A 23,222-nucleotide genomic window follows, 5' to 3' on the forward strand; every position below is an offset into this window, starting at 1 on the left:
CGGGGGACGGGCGCACGCCACATAAATTGCATCGCGCATATCTTTCGTCCTCTCCGCAATCCGCCATTGATTCTTGCTCGGGCGATTATGCAGAAGCAGGTCGAGCGCACAAGGTGCAATTCACTGATTCGAATTTCAGGTATGAGGTTTTCATCGACACAGAATAGTCTAGACAGTAGCTTCTAGAAAAACGGTATGGGCGCATCCGACGCCTTGATGGGAGAGTTTGGAATGAAATTGGCAGCTGCTGCCGAACGCGGCTTTGACCCTTCCCGCCTGGCCCTGATCGATGAATTTGTGAAGGCCAACTACATCGACAATGGCAAGCTGCCTAATGCGCAGATCGTGGTCGCGCGCGAAGGTCAGCCGGTTCATTACGCCCAAATGGGCACCTTGCGCGATGACGGCACTCCGATGCGCGAGGACGCCCTGTTCCGCATCGCCAGCATGACCAAGCCGATTACCTCGATCGCATTCATGCAGCTGGTTGAGCAGTGCAAGGTCGCCGTCGACGACCCCGTTGCGCGGGTTCTTCCGGAATTCGCGAAATTGGGCGCTTACACGGGCGGAGGAGGAGCGGCGCCCTTCGCTCCCATGCAGCGCGGCAAGCCTATGCGATTTGTCGATCTGCTTTCGCATATGAGCGGGCTGACTTACGGTTTCCAGAACCGCACCAGCATCGACGCAGCCTACCGCGATGCGCGTCTCGATCTGTCGCGCGGGGCAATAAATTCTGATGAGTATATTGCGACACTTGCAAAGATACCGCTGGAGTTTGAACCGGGGTCTTCGTGGAATTATTCCGTTTCAACCGACGTGCTAGGCGTTGCGGTGGAGCGGATCTCCGGCATGTCGCTTGGCGAGTATTTCAAGCAGCATATCTTCGGACCGCTTGCAATGACCGACACCGGCTTCGATGTCGCGCCCGAGAGCATCGACCGGCTAGTGGACGCCTATAGTTACCGTCCGGGTCGTTCGCCGGTGCTTGTCGACAAAGCCGAAGACGCTCGCCTGTGCCAACCCGCGAGGTTCCATTCCGGTGGTGGCGGTCTGATCGGCACCATCGCCGACTATCACCGGTTTGCCACCATGCTGCTCAACAAGGGCGAACTTGACGGCGCGCGTATCGTCGCGCCCAAGACGCTCGACCTCATGACAGCCAACCATTTGCCCGGTGGCGCCGATCTGACCCAGATCAGTCAAAGCCTGTTCAGTGAAGCCAACAACGCGGGAACCGGTTTCGGTCTGGGCTTCGCAATGGTGATCGACCCGGCACGCACCCTGATGCCTGCGAGCAAAGGCGAGTTTTATTGGGGCGGCGCCTATTCGACCGCGTTCTTTGTCGACCCGGTCGAACGGATCACCATGGTATTCATGACCCAATTGTACCCATCGTCTACATATCCGATCCGTCGTCAGTTGAAGACGCTGATCTATTCCGCCCTTACTGATAGCTACGTCTGAAAAGGAGCCCTTCATGACATCACCCATTCGCACCGAACGTCAAGACAATGTTCTTGTCATCATCTCCGACAATCCGCCCGTAAATGCTCTTGGCCAAGCGGTCCGCGCCGGGCTTGCTTCAGGTATTGAAGAGGCGGTTGGCGACGATAGCGTCAAGGCCGTTGTCATCCGCTGCGATGGCCGAACCTTCTTTGCCGGTGCCGACATCACCGAATTCGGCAAACCCCCACAGGGCCCCAGCCTGCCGGAAGCTCTCGACAAGCTTGAGGCGAGCGACAAGCCCGTTGTTGCCGCAATCCACGGAATGGCACTTGGCGGCGGTTGCGAAGTCGCGCTCGCCTGTCATTACCGGATCGCAGTGCCAAGCGCGAAAATGGGACTACCCGAGGTTAAACTCGGCCTCATCCCCGGAGCCGCAGGTACACAGCGCCTGCCGCGTCTTGTCGGCGCCCAGGCCGCTCTGCCCTTGGTCGCGATCGGCGATCCAATCTCGGCCAAAAAAGCACAAGGTATTGGCCTGCTCGATGGAATCGTTGAAGAAGGCAAGCTTGCAGAAGAGGCCATTTCGTTCGCCCAGTCGAAGATTGGTCAGCCTGTCGCGCGCTCAAGCGAAGGTCAAGCCAATCAGGATGGCGTCAAAAACCCGGCAATCTTCGACGATTTCCGCGCCAAGCATGCTCGCAAGATGCGCGGCTTCGATGCGCCAAACGCCGCAATTGAGGCGGTCAAGGCTGCGGGCGAGCTTTCCTATGCCGACGGCGTGAAGAAAGAACGCGAGCTTTTCACCACGCTGATGACCGGAACGCAATCTGCGGCAATGCGCCACTACTTCTTTGCAGAGCGCGCCGCGAACAAGATTGACGATGTTCCAGCCGATACCCCCCTGATCGACATCGCCAAGGTCGGCATCATCGGGGCCGGAACCATGGGCGGCGGGATTGCGATGAATTTCCTGTCTGCGGGCATCCCGGTCACCATCCTCGAAATGAAGCAGGATGCGCTTGATCGGGGAACGGCCGTCATGCGCAAGAATTACGAGAATGCAGCCAAACGCGGTCGCATGACAAGCGAGCAGGTTGAGGCGGCGATGGGCTTACTCACTCCAACGCTGGAATATGATGATCTTGCCGATTGCGACCTCGTGATCGAAGCGGTCTATGAAAGCATGGATGTAAAAAAGCAGGTCTTCGCAAAACTCGACGAGGTTGTGAAGGACGGCGCAATCCTTGCCACCAACACCAGCTATCTGAACGTCGACGAGATCGCTCTTGCGACCAAGCGTCCTGGCTATGTGCTGGGCCTGCACTTTTTCTCTCCTGCCAATATTATGAAACTGCTTGAAATCGTGCGCGGCGAAAAGACACGCGGTGACGTGCTGGCCACGTCGATGAAGCTTTCCAAGAAAATCGGCAAAGTCGCCGCCGTTTCGGGCGTTTGCCCCGGCTTTATCGGCAACCGTATGCTTTCCAAACGACAGGAGCAGGCCAATCAGCTCATCATGGAAGGCGCAAATTACTGGGATGTAGATGACGTGCTGCTGGAATTCGGCTTCCCCATGGGGCCGTTTCAGATGGGCGATCTCGCCGGTATCGATATTGGCTGGCATCGCGATCCGAGCAAGGTGACAACGGTGCGCGAGGCGCTTTGTGCCGTTGGACGGTTCGGGCAGAAAGCCGGCAAAGGCTTCTACGACTACGATGAAGCCCGTCAGCGTACACCCTCTGATGAGGTAAGGCAGATCATCTCCGAGTTCGCCGCAAAGGAAGGCAGCGAACAACGTGAAATTTCAAAGGACGAAATCCGCGAGCGGTTGCTTTATCCGATGGTCAACGAAGGAGCGAAGATCCTCGATGAAGGCATGGCGCAACGCGCAAGCGATATCGATGTGGTCTGGATCAATGGCTACGGCTGGCCGCTTCACACCGGTGGGCCAATGTTCTGGGCGAGCACAGTGGGACTGGATGAAGTGGTCGCGGGACTTGAGCGTCATGGGCTGGAAGTGAGTGGCTATCTTCTTCAAAAAGCGCAAGCGGGTGAACGCTTCGGCTGATCGCCAAAGTAAGTCCTCTTTCGAATACCTAGTATGATGCGATCCTGCCGCTGCGCCTTACAGCGCGGCGGCTCACGCGGATCGGGTGCCGAAGGCAAACCGCGCGGATAACGTAAGGGAGAAGGGGCAATACGTGCTGATGCAAAAGCACATCTTGCGGATAATGTTCTATCAATTTTCCAATAAGTCTTGACATATTGCATCGCAGGTTCTCATTTTCCTTTTTTGGGTATGCTTTCAAACTGAGCAACTCAAATTTGGGTAGGCTACAAAAGTCGCCACCCATGGGGAGAGGAGAAACCAATGACAAAAGTACAGTTGCGCCGCAGCTGCGCGTTCGCTGCGATTGCGGCGAGCCTCAGTGCGACACCGGTTCTGGCGCAGGACCAGGAAGAACCGGACACTGACAACACCATCGTCGTGACGGGCTCGCTTATTCGCGGCACGCCAGAGGACAGTGCGCTGCCGGTGGATGTGATTTCGAACGAAGAGCTGGCGGCGGAAGGTCAGACCAACCCGCTCGATTTCATCAAAGACATTCCTTCGGTTGGTGCGGTCCTTGGCGACTCCAACCAATTCTCCTCGGACGCGCAAGGCCTTGGCGGCGTCGGCACAATCAACCTGCGCAACCTTGGTGCGACCCGCACGCTGGTGCTCTTGAATGGCAGGCGGACACTGGTTTCACCCGGTGACGGGGTGGCCGACACCAACCTTCTGCCGTTGTTTGCTCTTCAACGCGTCGAACTGCTTAAAGATGGCGCTGCTGTGACCTATGGCTCGGATGCCGTTGCGGGCGTTGCGAACTTTATCACCCGCACTGATTTTGAAGGGATCGAAATCCAGGGCGATCACACCTTCGTCATGGACAGCGACGGCGACCAGACCTTGAGTATCCTTGCTGGTTACAATGTGACGCCCGACATCAATATCATGGCCGGCTTCGGCTACCGCCACCGCTCGCCGCTGGCCGCCGTTGACCGGGAGATTTCAAACCAGGACTACTTCACCAATCCATCGGGCTTTTCGACGACTGTAACCAACGCTTGGTATCCGGCGCTGCGCGTTTCCGGACCGGTCCGCGAAAATCCTGCCGCCGCCAGCCTTGGCGCAGCGTCATATCGCGGCACCTTGCTTGCCGGTGTACCAGGAGGGCTCGATCCCGATTGTGATGATGTAGGCGGCCTGCCGATCAGCATCTTCTGTGGCTACCAGTTCACCGATTACAACAATCTCGTCGAAGAACAGGATTACTATCAGGGCTATCTGCAGATCACTGCCGACGTGTCCGATACCCTGCGGTTCAATGCCGATGGGCTGTATGCCACCAGCCGTATCGACACCGCCCTGTCGCCATCTTATCCGACCACACAGGGTCTGGCAGGACCGGGCGCGACTTTCCAATACTACATCCCGAACACCAACCCCGCGTTTGCGGAATTTGCAGCACGTACCGGCTTTCCAACTTCGATCGACACCGATGGCGACCCGACGACACCTGCGGTTCCTGTGACAGGCGCTCAGGCGCTGGTTTTCCGGCCCTTTTCGCTCGGCGGGTATCCTTTGGCGACAGAATCGCCCTTCGGTCAGAGCGAAAGCTTTTCCGAAAACGAAAGCTATCGCATCTCTGCCGGCTTTGAATACGACATGGGTGAAAACCTCCTGATGTCGTTGCAGGGCACCTACATCAACACGAAATCGCGCTCTCTCGTGCCGGACGTCCTTCCGCTGCGCATCCAGCAAGCGCTTGACGGCCTTGGAGGCCCGGATTGCGATGTGGCCAACGGAACACCGGGTCAGGGCAGTTGTTATTACTTCAACCCGTTTTTCAACTCGGTCGAGACAAACCCGGCACTGGGGATCGACAACCCCAACTTCAATCCGGCGCTCGCAAACCGGAACGATGTGGTCGATTACCTTTATGGCGACACCGGAACGCTTCAGAATGAAAAGCAGTTCGTTGCAGATTTCCTGATCAGTGGCGAGGTGGGCGAAGCTGACTTCGGTGGCGGCCCGCTTGCCTTTGGTGTGGGTGCGCAATACCGCTCTTCCAACTTCGACAGCAGGCCGCGCAATGCACTTAACAGCCTTGCACTGAACCCATGTGCGGTCCCCGGAGATACAAGCTGTACGATCCAGCAGGGGCCTTTCTCCTTCCTGGGACAGGCGCGCGATATTTCGGTGGAACAGGACGTTTATGCGCTGTTCGGAGAAGTGCTTGTGCCCTTCTCGCCCGCTTTTGAGCTTTCCTTCGCTCTGCGTTTCGAGGATTACGGCGATCCGATCGGTTCGACTCTCGATCCCAAAGCAAGTTTCCGTTGGGAGGCAAGTGACTGGCTTGTTCTACGCGGGTCAGTCGGTACGACCTTCCGTGCGCCGCTGCCCGGGCAAGTCAGCCAGTCACAGGTTACCGCTCTCCAGCCAATCGACGCAGCTGGTGGCGGATTCCTTTCGGTCGATGTGCTGGGCAATCCGAACCTTAGCCCGGAAAGCGCATTTACTTATAACATTGGTGCGGTGATCCAGACCGGTCCGTTCAGGGCATCGGTCGATTACTGGAGCTATGAGTTTGAAGATCAGATCGTGGTCGAAGACTCCAATGCAATCGCAAACGCTGTCGTCGCGGTCCCGAATGGTCCGGCTGATTGTAACAATCCTCTGGCTTCGCAGATCGTCTTTCAGGGTGGCTGTGTTCAGGGCACCACGGTTGGCGGCGACATCAGCCGCGTAATCACCAATGTCGTGAATGGCCCGCCGATTGAGACGACGGGTATCGATTTCGAAGTCAGCTATGATATCGAAGTGGGTGGTGATGCGAATTTGCGGCTCGGAGCGAACGGCACGTGGGTCCTGACCTATGACGTCGACCCGTTCCAAGCGCAGAACATCACAATCCAGCCTGAATTCAGCGCCGTTGGCTTTGGCAATTTCGACCGTTCGGCTCCGGCTATTTCTGACCTGCGGACGAACCTTTTTGCCAACTTCAGCATTGGCGGGCTGAATGCTCGCTACACCTTCCGTTATGCCACCGGCGTCACGGATGACCGCTATGATTCGCCCACTTTCGCAACCATTCCGCGGACCACGGCCCAGTCGTTCTACGCACAAGAATCGGGAGACTTCACCCAGAGCGATCTGACGGTCCTTTATGACCTGCCGATCGACGCGGCGGATATTCAGTTGCAAGGCACGGTGTCGAATATCTTCGACGAAGACCCGCCGATTGCGCGTCTAGAGCTCGGCTATAACCCGTTCCTTGGCAATGCAATTGGCCGGACCTTCCGGTTGGGGGCCAAAGTGCTTTTCTAACCAATATCCTCAATCAAAAGAATGCCCGGCGCCGAAAGGGGCCGGGCATTTTTACGAGTCCATGGGACGTATGGTCGCAAGCAGTGCTCGGAAAAGCGTGATGCGACCCACAAGAGATGCGCTCCCGAACCTTATGGGGATGAGCCAGAATGGCTAATATCGTGCAGATTATCGTGGTCGATGAAGGAGCAACAACATGACAGGTCGGCTTTCAGGCAAGGTTGCCATTATTACCGGCGCCGCATCAGGAATTGGCAAGGCGAGCGCAGCCCTCTTTGCCAAAGAAGGCGCTAGCGTGGTCGCTTTTGACCGTTCGGCAGATGTGAATGACACGGCCAAACGGATTATAGCTGATGGCGGCCAGGCCATCGCCTGCACGGGTGATGCAGGCGAGGAAAGCGATATCGAGAAGCTCGTCGAGATGGCGCGGTCCGAATATGGAGGCCTTCACGTGATGTTCGCCAATGCAGGTGTTACCGGCGGCGTGCGTGGCGGGTTTTTCGACGCGACCCCTGAACACTGGTCCGAGGTCTTGCGGGTAAACCTGATCGGTCCTTTCCTTGCCGTGAAGCATTCAGCGCCCGTCATTCGTGACAGCGGCGGCGGTGCGATTGTTTGCACGGCTTCAGTCGCCGGACTGCGATCTGGTGCGGGTCCAGCCCAGTATTCGGCCAGCAAGGCGGGCGTGATCAATCTCGTCCAGACCGCAGCCCAGCAACTTGCAGGGACCGGCGTGCGGGTGAATGCAGTGCTGCCCGGTTTGACCGAAACGGGCATGACCAAACCGATGTATGATGGCGCGCGTGCTGCGGGAAAAGAAGACCGGATCGGCCAATTGAACCCGACGCTGCGCGGCGGCGAACCAGAAGAGATCGCTGCTGCCGCTTTGTTTCTCGCGAGCGACGATGCCAGCTACGTGAATGGTCAGGCGCTTGCAGTAGATGGCGGGCTATCGAGTTCACATCCCACTTCCCGCCCGCCGGGCGATCCCAACAGGCCAAGCTCTTAAGGTCGTCCATGTTGCCGCAATCCCGCACCAGCCGGATATTCATGGATCCTCACAGCGTACAGGAACAAATTCTGCCCCTGCCAAAAGCACGAAATCGTTCGCACTAGGGAGCGGTCTTACGAACTATCCGCCCCATCGCTCGAGCTTGCGATAGATGGTGGATGGGCTCACTCCGAGGCCGCGCGCGGCTTGGACAATATTCCCTGAGCTGCGGGCAATAGCTTGCTCAATGGCAAGGCGTTCGACCTGATCGAGGGTCATGCCGGTGAAGTCAGCGATTGATGCGTGCTGCGGCGCCACGGTTGCAACGGGTTGCAAAGGCGTTTCGAACGATGGACTTGCGTGAAGAGGCGCGGCGGCCCGCGCTGTGATGCGCGAGCCTCCCGATAATTCTACCGTGCTGCCTGAGCCGGTGATGATAGCCCGGCGCAGCGCATTTTGCAGCTCGCGCACATTGCCCGGCCAATCATGCTGCTGGAGAAAGGCCTCGCTGGCCTTCGAAAAGCCTGAGATGGCGCGCCCTTCTTCTGCGGCAATGCGCTGTGCAAGCGAACCTGCGATGAGTGCAATATCATCGCCGCGCTCACGCAAGGCGGGAAGCGCGATGGGGATCACATTGAGGCGATAATAAAGGTCCTCGCGAAAGCGTCCTTCGGCGACCTCGCGTTCGGGGTTGCGGTTCGTTGCGCACACGATGCGAACATTGACGGGTTCTGCTGCCGAACTGCCGACGCGCTGGATCATGCCGGTTTGCAGAAAGCGCAGTAATTTGACCTGAAGTTTCAGATCCATTTCGCATATTTCGTCGAGAAACAGCGTGCCGCCATCGGCAGCTTTGGCTGCGCCGATACGGTTTTCGACCGCACCGGTAAATGCGCCTTTGACGTGCCCGAACAGTTCGGATTCCAGAAGGTTTTCGGGGATCGCTCCGCAGTTGATCGCCACAAATGGTCCGCTGCGGCGCTTGCTGGCAGAGTGGATCGCTTCGGCCGTTACTTCCTTACCGGTGCCGCTCTCACCTGTGACAAACACCGTGGCCTTGGAATCCGCAACGCTTTCGATTGTACGGAACACCGCCTTCATCACAGGTGATTTACCGATAAAGCCGTGAAATCCGTCAGGATCTGGGGCCACATCAGAAGGTAAATCCTGCCGCTCCGGCGTGCTGCCGCCTTGCTCGGCGGCATTGCTAACAGTGTTGAGCAAACGGATACCCGACACAGGCTTTACGAGAAAATCATATGCCCCATGCCTCATCGCGGTGATCGCGCGGTTGAGCGAGCCGTCGGCGGTCACGACGATTACAGCAGGGTTACCCTTGCTAGCCGGCAAGGCATCAAACAGCGTTAGCCCGTCACCATCGGGCAATTGCAAATCGAGGAGAACGACGTCGAACTGCTCCGTTGCCAGCGACCGGCGCGCCGCTGCCAAAGTCTCACACAGGCTGACCTCATGCCCGGCATCTTCGAGCTGAGCAGCGTAGCCGAGCGCCAAAGAGGCGCTGTCTTCAACGATGAGAACTTTGGCGTCTGGCATTATTGGATCCTGAAGAAAGCTGTTCTGCCCGAGGGGTCGCGGTCGAGCCAATCGATCGAGCGGGTATCGCCAAAATGCTTCATGCAACCTTGAACGAGGCCAAAGGCGATATGGGCGAACGGGCGGTGGGAGGAATATTCGACGACAAACCCATCGCCATCTTTTCTGGAGGCAACCTGCGGCGGAACCGCGTCAGGATATAGCACGCGCACCTCTTCGTGGATGTGATCCTCGATATGGGCGAGCATGCCTTCAGCCGTTGGATAGCGTTCGATCAACTCTGTGTAGAGGACTGTAAAACGGTCGAACAAAAACTTTCCAAATGCCTCGCAAAGATCGTTCGCGTCTGCGCCCGTGATTCTGGACGCCGAGGTGACAACCTGTACGGCTTGCTCCCAAGGGTAGCGCGAGACGCGTGAAAACGCGCCGCCATGAGGTAGCTCAGCGCCTTCAAGAACCTGCTCTGTGAAGCTTGGCCCGCCCGTTGCATCAAGGAAGCCGACTAGCTCCGCATAGATAATACCCTTCATTCAAGACATCTCCGGTGATTTGCTTTGTCTCTCAATATGCAAACTGCGTGCCGGAAATTTCGCGGTTTAAGAACGCTTTGACACGACCAAAGTCTCGCATAATGCGAATATATTTGCAAATCGCAAAATTCACTGACGCATTTTGCAATTACTCAAACTCGAAGCTTTCGCAATGCGCGCATTTCTGCGGTTCCGCTCGATTGGCACGATCCTTGAGAATGGTGGGGCAAACACCGCTCAGGGAGTATCACAATGTTCCGTTCTATCGTCCACAAAGCCATGGCAGGTGCGGCCAGCCTCGCGCTTCTGTCAGGCTGCGTTGCCGGCCCTGCCCCTGCCAACCTTGCAAGTTCGGCCTACGCGCCGGGCCAGATTGCATGGCAAGGCAGCAAGCAGCCTCAAGGCGATTGGATCACCGATGCGCCTGTTGCCCGCGGCGCGCCTACCTGCAGTTGGCAAGCTCCGCGCGAACTCGACACCTACACTCGTGTTTCGCCAGCAAGCTTTCTGGACCGCACCGCACCTCTTGGCGCAGGCGACCGTTTGGAAATCACTGTCCTTGGGGACCAGGACAAGCTTACCGGGACGTACGTTATCGGAAGCGATGGTACTTTAGCTGTTCGTGGGCAGCGCCCGGTTCAGGCGTCGGGCCTGTCGATCGCGGATCTGACTGCACGCCTGCGTCAGCAACTCGTTGACGCCAATATCGTGCGCCCGCTGCAAAACGCCGTTCGTATCGCCTTGATCGAGAATGCCGGCGTATCGGTTTTTGTGGGGGGCGCAGTCTTTCAGCCCGGTGCTGTGCGCGCAGGCGAGCGTGATCCGGACAGCCGCATCGGCCTTCGAGAAGGCGCGGTAAGCGGTGATGACAATGTCAGCCGCACTGTGGCTGGCGCGATCCGCGCAGCCGGGGGCGTTCGCCCGGACGCCGATGTCCAGCGCATCTATCTCTTGCGCAACGGGACCTATGCTGAATTCGATCTCTCCGGTTTCGTCCACGGTTGGTCGAGCCGCGATGTATCTGTGTCCAGCGGTGACCGCATTATCGTGCCGAGCCGAACCTGCTTCAATGCGGACCTTGTCCGCCCCACCGCGCTGACTGCACCTGGCATCCGGGTTTACATGTCGAACCTGACCCGCAGCGCAATGAACAATGCGGGCGCTGCCATCGGCCACCAGACCACTTCACTGCCATATGGCACCCGCCTTCTTCAGGGGCTCGTTGCAGCCAATTGCGTTGGCGGAAGCTACATGCAGGCCGATCGCCGCGCAGTGCTGATTTCGCGCAACCCGATCAACGGGCAGAGCATCGTGATCGAGCGTGATATTGAGAAACTGGTTCGCGGTGCCAACCGCGATGCGCTCAACCCCTATCTGATGCCGGGAGATGCCATCGCCTGCTATGACAGCCGCTGGACAAACTTTCGCGAAGCCGTTGGTCTGGTCACCGATGCGGTGAATACGGTGACCCCCGCGATCCTGCTGGATAACGCTCTGTGAAGAGCTTTTCCCCTGATCTTGAACGGGTTGCTCCGCCCCGGCGCCTCATGCGCCTTTGGGTCGTGGTGCGCGATGGCCTGCCTTCAGTTGGGCGTTACCGTCGTTACATCGCGGCGCTGGCGGGTCCACTGGCACTCATATGGGTGCTGACGCTCGGCTATATCGTGCTCGCCCCCGACCGGTTCGACAGCCGCATGACGCTTATCCTGCCCGGCACAGGCGTCGGCGCGAGCATGAACCTGGAATCGATTGGTCAGGCGACTACCAACACCTCATCGGCATTCTCCTCCCCCAGCTTGAGCCCGACGGAAAATTACAAGCGACTACTGATGTCTGACCTCGTCCTGCGTGTTGCGGCGGGCATTGCTGGTGAGGATGCAGACAGTTTCCCTCAGCCTGCCATCAAACTCATCGATCAGACGAACCTGATCGAATTGCGCATGAGCGCTGGCTCGCCCGAACAAGCGCAATTGCGCATGGAAGCACTTCAGAAATCATTCGACACCGCGCTCGATACGTTGCGCGATGGTGAAGCACGCGCCCGCGAAGAAGCCGACGCGTCGCGCATTGCCGAGCTTGAGCGCAAGGTCGACGAGGCGCAGCAGGCTCTGCTCGATTTTCAGGGAAAAACGGGTCTTGTCTCGCTCGACCAGTTCGCAGGACGGATTACGGCTCTCGATCAGCTTAAGGCAAACGAACGCGACCGCCGTGTACGCGTGGCAGAGATCGGTGCGGCGGCGTCGCGATTGTCTTCGACACTCAACATTTCCCTCCCGCAGGCGCGCCGTGCGATGCAGTTGAAGGCAGATCCCCAGTTTCAGGAACTGCTTGGCCGCTACGCCAAGGTAAGCGGCGAACACGCTGAAAAATCGGGCACTTTGGGCGACGCACATGCGAGCATCGAAAAACTCGCCGCCGAGCAAGCGTCGCTGCAAAACGACCTTGCCCGGCGCGGCGAAGCGTTGACGGGCATCGATGGCGCGGCTGTCATCAAGCTTGCTGACCTTTCCGTCTCGAACACGCGCGAAAACCTCTTCGCCAGCCTATCCGAGCGTGACAGCGATCGCAGTGGTCACGGTGCAGCTCTTGCCGAACTTCGCCGCCAGATCGCGGCACAATCGGCTGACACCGAGGAGCAGGTAGCACAGGCTGCGCAATTGGCCGATCTGCTGCGCGACCTGCGTGTTGCCGAAGCGGTGTTCAGCTCTGCTCTGGCGCGGCTCGACACCAACAAATCGGACCCGTTTGCCTCCTATCCTCTGGTCCAGACGCTCGAGGCGCCTTCGCTTCCGCGAACCAGATCGGCGCCTTCACCGCTGTTCGTTATCGCTGGTGCCATGGGTGCCACTGTATTCGTCCTTATCGGGTTCTTGCTGCTATGGCTGAGACAGCCAATCATCCGCAAACTGCTGCCGAACGGCTGATCGCCGGGACCATCCAGTGGACCTGGGCGTTGTGGCTGGTCGGTGGGCTGTACATCGCCGGCCCGGTGCTCGGTTGGGTTATGGCCGGTATGGCAACGGTGGCGCTTTATCTTGGCCAGGCAAAGCCAGGCGCGATCCCGTCGACTGTCTGGATCTGGCTTGCTGCCATGCTGGCGATGCTGCTCATCTTGTGGGTCGGCCATGCCAATTTCGAGCTGGGGATTGCCAAAACCATCAAGTCGAGCATCGGCTGGGCGAAAGGCTGGGCGCTGATTGCCTTGTTCGTGTTCGCCGGTGCGTTGCTCGATATTCGCGCAAGCGTGATCTATCGGGCCGTATGCAAGCTGGGTTTACAGACCCTGATCTTCCTGCCGATTTTCCTTTTGGCGCCCTATATCGGACTGCCGGAGCTTCTTTGGACCTCGCCGCTTAAAATCCTTGGCGGCGCGGGGCCGGAGTATTTCGCAGCGCAGCTTTACACGATTGAGCCGGGGGCTGGCTCGCCGCGCTGGCAGTTCTTTGCACCGTGGTCGCCTGCTGCTGGAATGATGGGCGTGTTGTATGTCCTCCTTTCAGCGCAAGAGAAACATCGCGGATGGAAAGCGGTCGGTATTGCCGGCGGGTTGGTGCTCGCGCTGTTTTCGCAATCACGCCTGGCACTCGTTGCCCTGATCGTGATCGTCCCGTTCGTTTGGGGCGCGAGCCGTATGGGCAAGGGACATCTCTGGCTAATGGCTGCCCCGGCCGTATTCGCGCTTGGCATCTTCGGCCCAATGCTGATCGAGCTAGTGGACAGCGCCGTCAGCGAATTTTCCGCCGCGCGTGCCGATTCCAGCCGGGTCAGGGCCGCACTTGGCCGGATTGCGATCCATCGCTGGGAGACAGAGGCCTATTGGTTCGGGCACGGCATCGTCGAGAACGGGCCACATCTGGTCGAATACATGCCAATTGGCAGTCACCATTCCTGGTATGGTCTGCTATTTGTGAAAGGCCTTTTGGGCGCGGCGTCTCTCGCTGTTCCGCTTGTTGCGACTTTCCTTGTGCTTCTTGTCAAAGCGCAAGCGGATCGAACCGCTCGGGCCGGATTGGGCCTTGCTCTTGCACTGGTGCTCTATTCCTTCGGTGAGAACCTCGAAATACTCGCCTATCTTTATTGGCCGGCCCTCGTGGTCATCGGGATCGCGCTGCGCAGAAGTGATTGAAACGGCATCTTCCTGTCGCAAGGGGGTGAATACAGAAAGGCCGCCGAGTTCTTATGAAATTGGCGGCCGTCTTGTGTGCAGTTGCGGGCGCGAAAGGGATCTAAACAGGAGCTTGTTTGATCAACTGGGCCCACCGCAAAATGATCGTGTCCGCCTGTGCCTTTGCGGCGCTACGACCCGTTTCGCCCATAGCGGCGAGATCGCATTGCACGAGGGAATGGATCGCCTCTGCGATGGCATCAGCTGTGTCCATTCGTGCCACTAATCCAGCTTTGCCAACCTGCTCTGGCAATCCATCGACATCAGCGACCAGAATTGCCCGGCCCGCCATGCGCGCCTCGGTCGCAACGAGCCCGAATGCCTCACAACGAGAAGGCACGACAACCGCATCGCAGTGTGCAAGAAAGTCGGCAGGGGAGCTGCTTGGCCCGAGCACTTCGACATTGCGCAGATCAGCCGCCCAAGCTTCAAGCTCGGCGCGATCGGGCCCCTCTCCGAAAACGGTCAGCGTAGCAGTATCAGGAGAAACTCGGCGCATAGCCTCGATGAGCGGCGCGAAATTCTTTACCCGCGCATAGCGGCCATAGGCCAAGAGCCGCACAGGCCGGTCAGTCGCTGGCTGTGCTGCTGGCACCGAATACAGTTCATCGCGGTCGGTCCAGGGATGTATCACCCGAAGTTTGTGCGATGGTATGCCAACCTCCTCGCCAAGCCAGTCACATTGCGCATTCGAAACGCACACAATCTCATCGACCAAAAAGGACGCGATCTTCAACATCGTCCTAAAGCGCACCTTGGACTGCACATTGTGCTGTTCAAATGCGCGGGTGTAGCTGTGCTCGACATGCACGATACGTGTGCGCGGGTTGCGCGCGCGCAGGCTGGCGAGAAAGACCAGCCGCTTCCACGATAAAGCCATATGATCGATGATCAGCGCCGCATCCAAACGCGCTGCCAGCTTCGCGTCAGGGTCAACCGACACGACCTTCGAGCGGGCAAGACGTCGGAGCGCTGGCTCTTCGAAAAGAGTGACAGCACGGGTCACCCCGCCCATCCCGAAATCATCGAGCAGATGTGCGACTTCAATCACGCTGCATTTTTCAGGTAAGGGCGCATCAGCGCAGTGAAACGTTCATGACCCAGCACAGAGCCAATCGCGACAGCGCCAGCCGTTACGACCGTTTTTCGTGGCTCTTGTGCAAGGATGCGCGGCTGAAGGCTAAACGCCTTGCGCATCAAATCGCGCGCAAGTTCGAAGTTGCCAAGCTGAACCGAACGCCGCGCGAGGTAGCGCAGCTGATAAGCGCGCGCCGTATCACCATGTTCGGCAACAAAATCCGGCGCATAGCTGCGCAGCTTGCGCAGCATCCTGGTCCAGCTGAGATATTGCTTCACGACGTTCGCAGACAAGGCTCCTGGTATAATCCGGTAGTCGGTCAGCAGGCCGTCAATTCCGGCAAATACGACCCCGTGCTTGACGGCGAGCCGTATCCACAATTCGATATCTTCTGACTGGCGAAAGCTTTCGTCAAACCAGCATCCGCGGCTGGGGTCTTCAGGATGGGTGAAAGCAGCAAGATCGAGCGCAGTCTTGCGCAGAACCGGCGCGCTGCCATTGCCAACCGGATTGCGGCAGATGATGTCACGTGCGCTGATCCGGCCAAGCTGGGGACGCATAGCAACGCTCAAGACAGCGCCGTCACAATCGATCATCCGCGAACCGGCATAGCTTACGCCGATCTCGGGGTTCGCCATGAGGTGAATGTAGTGCAATGCGAGCTTCTCACGATGCCAGATATCGTCACTGTCCAACAGGGCGACAAATTCACCTCGAGCGTGAGAAATGCCTGTGTTACGCGCACCGGCCAGTCCGCGATTTGCCTGACAAACAATGCGGATGCGCGGGTCGGAAAATCCGCGCACTAGGTCCATCGAGGCATCTGTGCCGCCATCATCGACACAGATCAGTTCGAAATCGCCAAAAGATTGGTCGAGCACTGACTGTACCGCTTCGCCGATGAATTTCTCGACATGATAGACCGGCATAACGACAGAGATTTTTGGATGGGTCATGGGGGTGTCTCCTGAAATCAGAAAGGTTTAGGCAAAGACGGCACGGCGCAAGGGTGCGGGCAAAGCTCCCCCGGCGATCACGCTACCGAGGGTAAAGAGGCTGCGAGTGCCGCCCGCCATGAAGCTGCTCCGATCGGCATTCAGCCCGCGCCTCGCAAAGGAGCGCGCCACGTGAATTGAGGCGCCAGCGCGCAAGGCGCGGCGGGTCAGGTAGCGACAGTAGGTAGCCTCGGCTTTCGCAAGCTCGGCGCCATTGATCCAGCACGAGGCAAAGCGACGCCAGTGCGAAAGCATCGCCTCAAAGTCACATGAAAGGCCATCCTCGCTCATGCGATAACGGGTGAGGCTTTGGTCGATGCCCTGAATAAGGCCGCCATCTGCGATCACGCGGGCGAGCAGTTCCTGATCCTCGGCATAGCGCATGGATTTGTCAAAGCCTCCAAGGTTCAGAAAGGCTTCCCGTTCAATCACAAGGTTCGACGTTGTGCAGACCGGGTTTTCAACCAGCACGTTGGTTACGTCGAGATAGCCCGCCGGGACATTCGAAAAAGTCCGCCCCCGCGCGATCTTGCCGCGTCGCTCCGGAGCGAATTCAACCTTGGCGAAACTTGCGGTCAACTGCGGGTCGAGCGCGTGGATGACGCGATGCTGAGCCAGCTTGTCAAATTGCCACTGATCATCGGCATCGAGAAATGCGATCAGTTTTCCTTTGGCGAGTGATGCGCCATAGTTACGCGTTGCCGATACGCCCGAGTTCGGGTGGGAAACCACGCGGATCCGCCAGTCCATCACCGCCAGGTCGAGCATGACATTGAGTGTGTTGTCTGAAGATCCATCATCCACGATGATGATTTCGAAGTCCTGATCGCTTTGACCAAGAACACTCGCGACCGTCCCGCGCAAGGTTGCCGCAGCGTTATAGGCAGGGATGATGACAGAGAAGTGGGCAGCAGACATTATTGGTCTCCTTTGGCAATGACAGGGCGGATGGGACGGGACGGCAGAAACGGGAGCGCCGCGGCAGGGATCAGGACAAAAGCAAGGCCCGCGCAAAAACCGATACAGGCCGCCATGAGGCTGAATTGTGCACCAAGCGATACGCCGAGCAATGCAACCGGCGTTGTGATCGCCATCAGCATCGTCTCGGCATAGGGTGTGCCCAACGCGCGGAAGCGGGCTCCAAGAAGCGCGGCAATAAACAGGGGGATTGCGGCACACGCCAGCAGCGACAGGTATGGCGTTGCCTCAACCCAACTGTCGCCAAAAACGATCGGGACATAGACGGGTGCCAGCAGCGCTTGTGCAGCAACCAGCGGGACGACCACCCCAAGGCCGGTCACGAAAGCCCGCCTGAACTCGCGTTCGAGTTCCTCCCCACCCATCGTCGCGAGATGAGGGAAGAGAACCAGATTGCTTGCCGTGACAAGTGATTGCGTGATGCCAAGACCTGCGTTGAACGCGAAGTAGTAAAGGCCAAGCGCCTCGGTCCCGAGCAACGCACCAACGAGCAGCTTGTCACAGTGCAGGCGGGCAGCGGTAAGTAACTCGGAGGCGAGAATGGCGGGGCCAAAACTGGAAAAGGCGCTTAGAGGTGCGTGCCCGGCTGTATGATCGGGCGACCATTCATATGCGCGCCGCGCAAGGACGAGCCAAAGCGGAGCGGTAAGCAATTTGGGCAGGACGATCGCCCAGGGACTGGGCCAGGCAACTGCCAGAGCAACCGTGAGAGCACAGTCGGCAATGTTTTGCGCGGCTGCCACCCTCGCGGTTGCCCCCATGCGCTGCGCGCGCATGGCCAGGAAGATCTGAACCAGTCCAGCTGGCATGAAAAGATACACTGCACACAGAGCCGCCAACATCATGGCCACATCACTCAGGCCGAAGGCGAATTTTGCGATGGCTGCGATCACAAGCTGCGCCCCTGCGACATTAAGGCAGACGATCCAGAACAACCGCGCGGCGGCGTTGCAGATCGCGGATAGTTCCTCATCATTTGCTCTTATGATCCGCTGCCCGATGCCGACATTCGTGAGCACGCGCACGAGTTCAAACACGCTCAGCGCAAGCGCAGCCGTGCCGAGCATGGAAGGCGAGATTTGCCGCGCGACCACCAGAATCGCGCCCAGCCGGACAATACGTGTCACAGCTTCAGCCGAGCCATAGGCCAGCATCCCGCGGGCAAAGGCCGGCCAATGCTCAGGCATAACGAAAGTGCGAATTGCGGCGTGCATTCTTTCCTCGCGATAAGTTCGAGGGAAGAAGTTCAACTTTCGTGCCAATCTATCGAATGGCGCAAATCGGCGGTTTTCGAGGTTAAAGGCTGCCTAAATTAGCGAAACGATCCAATCGTTTTGCAAATTGCAAAGAATCGACAGTGCAAAATGCGAAAAACGCTTAAGACGACGATATCGAATTGGGGCCAATCAGGAAAAACCACCATAAATTAGCGGCTTAAGAATTTGGCACGGGCGTTGCGAACTCCTCGGCAAGACCATCCAAGGAGCTTGTCCGATGAAATATACCCCCTCCAGCGACTTCCGCTTCGTTTCCAACACCGAAGTATCAGACCGCATTGAAGCGAGCCGCACGTGGCCAACCACGAAGCTTTTTGGTCTGCCCCTTGTTCAGGCTAGCCGCAGCGCGATGGCTCGCCACATCCTTGCACTGGTGGGGGCGCGCAAAAGGTCCACAATCAACTTCGTCAACGCGCATTGCATCAATCAGCAGCGCAGCGATACTTCTTATCGTGCCGCACTCGAAGGAAGTGATCTCCTGCTCCCTGATGGTGTCGGATTGGAGATAGCCGCCAAAATGAACGCGGAGCAGTTTGGCGAAAACCTCAACGGCACCGATCTCTTTCCCGAGCTTTGCCGCGAGGCCGAGGACGAAGGCACGGGTATTTTTCTGCTTGGCGGGCTTCCCCATGTCGCGGATCGCGCAGCCGATTGGGCGACGACGCAATTCCCGGCTCTGCGCATCGCTGGAACGCAATCGGGCTATTTCAACCCGTGTGACGAAGATGCCCTCATTGAACGGATCAACCGCTCTCATGCCGGCATCGTTCTGGTCGGTTTTGGTGTCCCTCTTCAAGAAAAGTGGATCGCACGCAATCGCCACAAGCTTACCGCTCCGGTGGTCATGGGGGTTGGCGGATTGTTCGACTACTACTCGGGCCGCATTGCGCGTGCGCCAAAATTCGTGCGCGCATGCAAGAGCGAGTGGATCTGGCGCCTTGCCATGGAGCCGCGCCGGATGGCCAAACGTTATGTCGCGGGCAATGCGCAGTTTCTGGCTCACTCCATGCTTTTCGCAGCGCGACAAAAAGGCGCATTCGACTATGCGAACACTATTGCAAAGCGCGCGATGGATATCGTGGGCGCGAGCCTCGCGATCATGGCATTGTTGCCCATATTTATTGCGACCGCACTTGCCATCCGGCTTGAGGATGCAGGGCCGGTCTTTTTTAGTCAGACCCGCATCGGTGCCAATGGCACGCCCTTCAGCATGATCAAATTCCGGTCCATGTACACCGACGCCGAAGAACGCCGCAAAGCTCTGTTGTCGCAGTCAGAACGCGACGGAACCTGCTTCAAAATGCGCAATGATCCGCGCATCACACGCACCGGCCGATTCATCCGGCGCTTTTCGATCGATGAGTTGCCGCAGCTCTTCAATGTGCTGGGTGGTAGCATGTCTCTGGTCGGCCCTCGCCCTGCTTTGGCCAGTGAGGTCACCACCTATCGCGGAACCCACTGGCAGCGCCTCTGCGGCAAGCCCGGCATCACCTGCACATGGCAAGTTCGGGGACGCGCCGAGATTCCGTTTGAGCGCCAAGCCATCATGGATCGCGCCTATTTGAAGCGAACCAATCTGTGGGTGGATATCAAGCTGCTGCTGTGCACTCCCGGTGCGGTCTTGGGAGGACGCGGCGCTTACTAATCCTCGCTGACAAGAGCGCGATAAAGATCATCGAAGGCGAGCAGGCTTGCAGCAATTTCCTGGCGCAAAGCCGCGCTGGAAAAGCCGGGATCGTCAGCCAGCCGTTCGCGGTAGCGGGTAAGTTCTTCGACAATCCCGATTGCGCCCACATTGATCGCAACACCCTTGAGGCTATGCGCGGCGCGAGAGAGTTCTTCTGGATTGCCGGATTTGGCCGCTTTCAGAACCTCTTCGCCATAGTCACTGATGTCCTTTTTGGCGGCCTCACGCATGCGGTCGCGATAGGATTGGGGCAGATCGAAGAAGACCCGTTGAAACAATTCATGGTCAAATCGCGCATTGACCGGCTGCACCGATTCCCTGCCAATCAACGCCGTGCGGATCGCCGTTTCAAGCTCCTCGCGGCGCACTGGTTTGGTCAGACACGCAGTCATACCCGCCAAGATCAGCTCTTCGCGTTCGGTTTGCAGGCTGTGGGCCGTCACGCCGATCACCGGGATGCGCGATGCTGGTCCACTCATGGCGCGAATGGCCTGTGTCGCCTGTTTACCATTCATGATCGGCATCATCGCATCCATCAAGATAACGTCAAAAGACTCAGAACGCACAGCTTCAACTGCTTCTACGCCATTGGTCACAATGACCGCTTCATATCCCATAGATTGAAGCATGCGTTCCAGTACGTAGCGATTGCTTTCCGTGTCTTCAGCCAACAACACCTTGGGCGCTTTGGCGCCGGCCTCTAGCTCATCGTGCTCTCCAAATGAGACATCGGGGGCGAGCATTCCCTGTGCGGCTGCTCCCTGATTGCTCTGCTGAAACAGCCTTGATGCGATTTCAACCAGTTGATCGGCAGCTTCCCTGACGACATCGAAGTCCTTCGATCGCTGAGGCAGTTCATCCGCCAACAATTCGAGCCCGCCGTTGAGGGAATTGAGAGGAGTGCGGATTGCGTGCGCCATCTCGCTGAGAAACTCCGTGCGCGCTTTCAACGCCTGTGCGGTTTGCTGCTGTTGTTCGGTAAGCTCACGGCTAAGGTCATTAAGTTCGCGTACGCGGCGCTCGGCGCGCAATTGCAAGGCACGCACAGTGCGCTCATTCGCCCTGCTCAGTGTGATGTCACGCACCGTGCCATAAACGCGCGAAGAGGCTTCTTCGCTACCTGCATCGCGCCTGATCGTCCAGCTGAGCCAATGTGTTGCGCCCGTGTCAAAACGAAGGATGCGGTGTTCAAATCGGTGCTCGACACCCGGCTTCAGCTTTGTGAAGAACGCGATGCCGTCACGCATGATCCGCTCCCGATCGAGAGGATGGAGCGCCTCGACCAGCTTCTCGAGTGACCCTTCGGTGCCGTCTGGAAGTCCGAGCAGACTGCCCGCCCCCTCCGAGGCCGTGAATTGCTTGCCCTTCTCCCCGTAAATCGTCGCCATTTGTCCCGTCGTCTGGGCGGCTAGTAGTTTGCGGCTTTCAATATCGAGCTTCTTGATGAGCTCGCTTTCGCGCTGACTCAATTCCCTGTTAGCGCTGTCGAGTTGGCGCATCCGTCCTTCGAGCGCATTTTCCGCATCCAGCAGCGCCCGTTCGGCCCGGTCGAGCCGGACTTTCAGGATGCGAACCTGTTCATCTACTGGAAGTTCCTCAAGACTGCTCATCGGCTATCCTGTTCAACAGTTCGGGCAGTTGGCGCATCATGGCACTGCCCGGTATGGTCATGATCGGGGCTTCCGCCTCCCCGTTGACCTCAATGCTCTGGCGATCATCTGCGATTACGATGATGCACGAAGCGAAATTCCAAAGTTCGCGCGCAATAGTGGACCTGCTGTTCGCATCGCACAGAATTACGAGGGGACGCAGTTCTTGCTGATGGTCACCCAAGTCATTTTCGCTGGTCAGCACCCTCCAGCCCGAATGCGCTGCCACCGCTTCCGCCTGGATTTGCTTGGTTGCGGTCTCCATCGCGATAAAGACCCCTCCCTTGGCCCCGTCCTGGTCGTGCCGGGCGGTTTCGTCCTTGGCCGACTTAAGAGGAAGCAGGATAGTGAATGAGGTCCCCCGCCCCACTTCGCTGTCGACTTCGATCTCACCGCCCATTGCGTCGACCAGATCGCGGGCAATGGAAAGGCCTAAACCTGCCCCGACCGAGCGCCCCAGCGAGTCTTTACCGCTCGTGTCGAACGGGTCGAAAATGGTGTTGAGGCGATGTTGGTCCATGCCTGATCCAGTATCCGACACGACAAACACCCATTTTTCCTCATCATCGGCGGGCGGCGCGACATCGATGGTCACGGCGCCTGCTTGTGTGAATTTGACGGCATTGCTGACGAAGTTCGCCAGCACCTGCTGAATTCGTGCCGGATCACCCATGGCTTGATCATCGCAAACAGCTGCAACCTCGATGCGGAGGGCTTTGCGGCGGGCCAGGGGCCGAAACAGCTCGGCCACCCGCTGCGCCAGCGCGCTTGGGCGAAATCTCTTTTCTTCGCGTTGCCCGTCATCGTGCGAAAGCTGTGCTTGCTGGAGGATTGCATCGAGCGTGTCGAGCAAGGCCTGACAGGAATCTTCCATCAATTCGAGCGCGCGCTCTCGTTCGGTTGCAGAACGCTCGCGTTTTAGCTGATCGATGATGCCCAGGACGCCTCCCAGCGGAGTGCGGATCTCGTGAGATACGGCTGCAAGAATGTTCGTGCGAGCCTCAAGTTCGGCTTGGGCTTTGTCGCGTGCTTCGATCAGGCTGCGTTGCGCTTCCTTTTCGCTCGTGACCTCCTGCAGGATGCCGTAGAATGCGATCAGGCCTTCCTTTGCCACCGGATTTTCAAAGGCTGCAATACCGCTTATGCGCTGTGTTCGCACCACGCCTTTTGCGGTCACAACATTGGTTTCGAACGCGAAGTCTTCCTTTGCCTCGATGATGTCATCGACCGTCTTGGCAAAGCTCTCGCGCTCGTCGTGCGGCACAATCTCCGGAAGACGAGCCAGCGGGATGGGCATATCGTTGAGCCCGATATTGCTTCTGACCCAGGACGAAAACTCGATAGTGCGACGTTTGGGATCAACGACGAAGTGCCCCATACGGGCTGACGCATGCGCCCGTTCAAGGAACAGCATTTGCTGTTTCAGCTCATAGATTGCGTCCACACTTCGATCCCGACCTCTGGTGCTAGTCTTCGGTCAAGTAATAGCAGGATTGGC

The 23,222-nt window shown here is 58.1% G+C and carries 16 protein-coding genes; 8 read left to right on the forward strand and 8 right to left on the reverse strand.

Annotated elements, in window-relative coordinates; translation table 11 throughout:
* The first annotated feature begins 231 nt into the window (after nucleotides 1-231).
* From MWU38_RS03465 to MWU38_RS03480, 4 genes are all read left to right on the forward strand, one after another.
* Nucleotides 232-1,464: a serine hydrolase domain-containing protein gene (locus MWU38_RS03465; RefSeq protein ID WP_247270435.1), complete on the forward strand. Its 1,233-nt coding sequence runs from the start codon at nucleotides 232-234 to the stop codon at nucleotides 1,462-1,464.
* Between the two features lie 13 nt (nucleotides 1,465-1,477).
* Nucleotides 1,478-3,514, forward strand: a complete 2,037-nt coding sequence (locus MWU38_RS03470; RefSeq protein WP_247270436.1) for a 3-hydroxyacyl-CoA dehydrogenase NAD-binding domain-containing protein — start codon at nucleotides 1,478-1,480, stop codon at nucleotides 3,512-3,514.
* 303 nt (nucleotides 3,515-3,817) lie between these two features.
* Nucleotides 3,818-6,820, forward strand: a complete 3,003-nt coding sequence (locus MWU38_RS03475) for a TonB-dependent receptor (protein WP_247270437.1) — start codon at nucleotides 3,818-3,820, stop codon at nucleotides 6,818-6,820.
* Nucleotides 6,821-7,016: 196 nt separating this feature from the next.
* Nucleotides 7,017-7,829 carry an SDR family oxidoreductase gene (locus tag MWU38_RS03480; RefSeq protein ID WP_247270438.1) on the forward strand — a complete coding sequence of 271 codons (813 nt, stop codon included), beginning with the start codon at nucleotides 7,017-7,019 and terminating at the stop codon, nucleotides 7,827-7,829.
* Nucleotides 7,830-7,952: 123 nt separating this feature from the next.
* On the opposite strand, the gene MWU38_RS03485 is transcribed toward MWU38_RS03480, so the two are convergent.
* Together MWU38_RS03485 and MWU38_RS03490 are read right to left on the reverse strand one after the other, a co-directional pair.
* Complete coding sequence (locus tag MWU38_RS03485; protein WP_247270439.1) at nucleotides 7,953-9,365, reverse strand: sigma-54 dependent transcriptional regulator; 1,413 nt, start codon at nucleotides 9,363-9,365, stop codon at nucleotides 7,953-7,955.
* The gene (locus MWU38_RS03490) at nucleotides 9,365-9,895 is read right to left on the reverse strand and encodes a heme NO-binding domain-containing protein (RefSeq protein WP_247270440.1); all 531 of its coding nucleotides are present in this window, start codon (nucleotides 9,893-9,895) and stop codon (nucleotides 9,365-9,367) included. Before MWU38_RS03490 ends, MWU38_RS03485 begins: the two co-directional genes overlap by 1 nt.
* Nucleotides 9,896-10,147: 252 nt before the next feature.
* On the opposite strand from MWU38_RS03490, the gene MWU38_RS03495 reads away from it, so the two are divergent.
* The 3 genes from MWU38_RS03495 to MWU38_RS03505 are packed head-to-tail and all read left to right on the forward strand — an operon-like array spanning nucleotide 10,148 to nucleotide 14,021.
* Nucleotides 10,148-11,395: a polysaccharide biosynthesis/export family protein gene (locus MWU38_RS03495; RefSeq protein ID WP_247270441.1), complete on the forward strand. Its 1,248-nt coding sequence runs from the start codon at nucleotides 10,148-10,150 to the stop codon at nucleotides 11,393-11,395.
* Complete coding sequence (locus MWU38_RS03500) at nucleotides 11,392-12,819, forward strand: hypothetical protein (RefSeq protein WP_247270442.1); 1,428 nt, start codon at nucleotides 11,392-11,394, stop codon at nucleotides 12,817-12,819. Before MWU38_RS03495 ends, MWU38_RS03500 begins: the two co-directional genes overlap by 4 nt.
* A complete protein-coding gene (locus tag MWU38_RS03505) occupies nucleotides 12,774-14,021 on the forward strand; it encodes an O-antigen ligase domain-containing protein (RefSeq protein ID WP_247270443.1) in 1,248 nt (415 codons plus the stop codon). Before MWU38_RS03500 ends, MWU38_RS03505 begins: the two co-directional genes overlap by 46 nt.
* 100 nt (nucleotides 14,022-14,121) lie before the next feature.
* On the opposite strand, the gene MWU38_RS03510 is transcribed toward MWU38_RS03505, so the two are convergent.
* From MWU38_RS03510 to MWU38_RS03525, 4 genes are read right to left on the reverse strand one after another with little or no spacing between them, the layout of a single operon-like run.
* Nucleotides 14,122-15,111: a glycosyltransferase family 4 protein gene (locus MWU38_RS03510; protein ID WP_247270444.1), complete on the reverse strand. Its 990-nt coding sequence runs from the start codon at nucleotides 15,109-15,111 to the stop codon at nucleotides 14,122-14,124.
* Entirely contained in the window at nucleotides 15,108-16,094 is a 987-nt protein-coding gene (locus tag MWU38_RS03515) for a glycosyltransferase family 2 protein (RefSeq protein WP_247270445.1), read from the reverse strand. The genes MWU38_RS03510 and MWU38_RS03515 overlap by 4 nt, the downstream gene beginning before the upstream one ends.
* Before the next feature lie 27 nt (nucleotides 16,095-16,121).
* Entirely contained in the window at nucleotides 16,122-17,051 is a 930-nt protein-coding gene (locus MWU38_RS03520; RefSeq protein WP_247270446.1) for a glycosyltransferase, read from the reverse strand.
* On the reverse strand, nucleotides 17,051-18,325 hold the full coding sequence (locus MWU38_RS03525; RefSeq protein ID WP_247270447.1) for an oligosaccharide flippase family protein: 1,275 nt from the start codon (nucleotides 18,323-18,325) through the stop codon (nucleotides 17,051-17,053). The genes MWU38_RS03520 and MWU38_RS03525 overlap by 1 nt, the downstream gene beginning before the upstream one ends.
* Before the next feature lie 280 nt (nucleotides 18,326-18,605).
* Here MWU38_RS03525 and MWU38_RS03530 point away from each other — a divergent pair, with 280 nt between their 5' ends.
* Nucleotides 18,606-20,033, forward strand: a complete 1,428-nt coding sequence (locus MWU38_RS03530; protein WP_247270448.1) for a WecB/TagA/CpsF family glycosyltransferase — start codon at nucleotides 18,606-18,608, stop codon at nucleotides 20,031-20,033.
* Here MWU38_RS03530 and MWU38_RS03535 read toward each other — a convergent pair.
* The gene (locus tag MWU38_RS03535; RefSeq protein WP_247270449.1) at nucleotides 20,030-21,685 is read right to left on the reverse strand and encodes a response regulator; all 1,656 of its coding nucleotides are present in this window, start codon (nucleotides 21,683-21,685) and stop codon (nucleotides 20,030-20,032) included. The genes MWU38_RS03530 and MWU38_RS03535 overlap by 4 nt on opposite strands.
* Complete coding sequence (locus MWU38_RS03540; RefSeq protein ID WP_247270450.1) at nucleotides 21,672-23,168, reverse strand: ATP-binding protein; 1,497 nt, start codon at nucleotides 23,166-23,168, stop codon at nucleotides 21,672-21,674. Before MWU38_RS03540 ends, MWU38_RS03535 begins: the two co-directional genes overlap by 14 nt.
* Nucleotides 23,169-23,222: the final 54 nt, after the last annotated feature.

This window comes from Qipengyuania sp. S6317L1 (assembly GCF_023015615.1).
In the GTDB taxonomy this organism is placed as follows: Bacteria; Pseudomonadota; Alphaproteobacteria; order Sphingomonadales; family Sphingomonadaceae; genus Erythrobacter.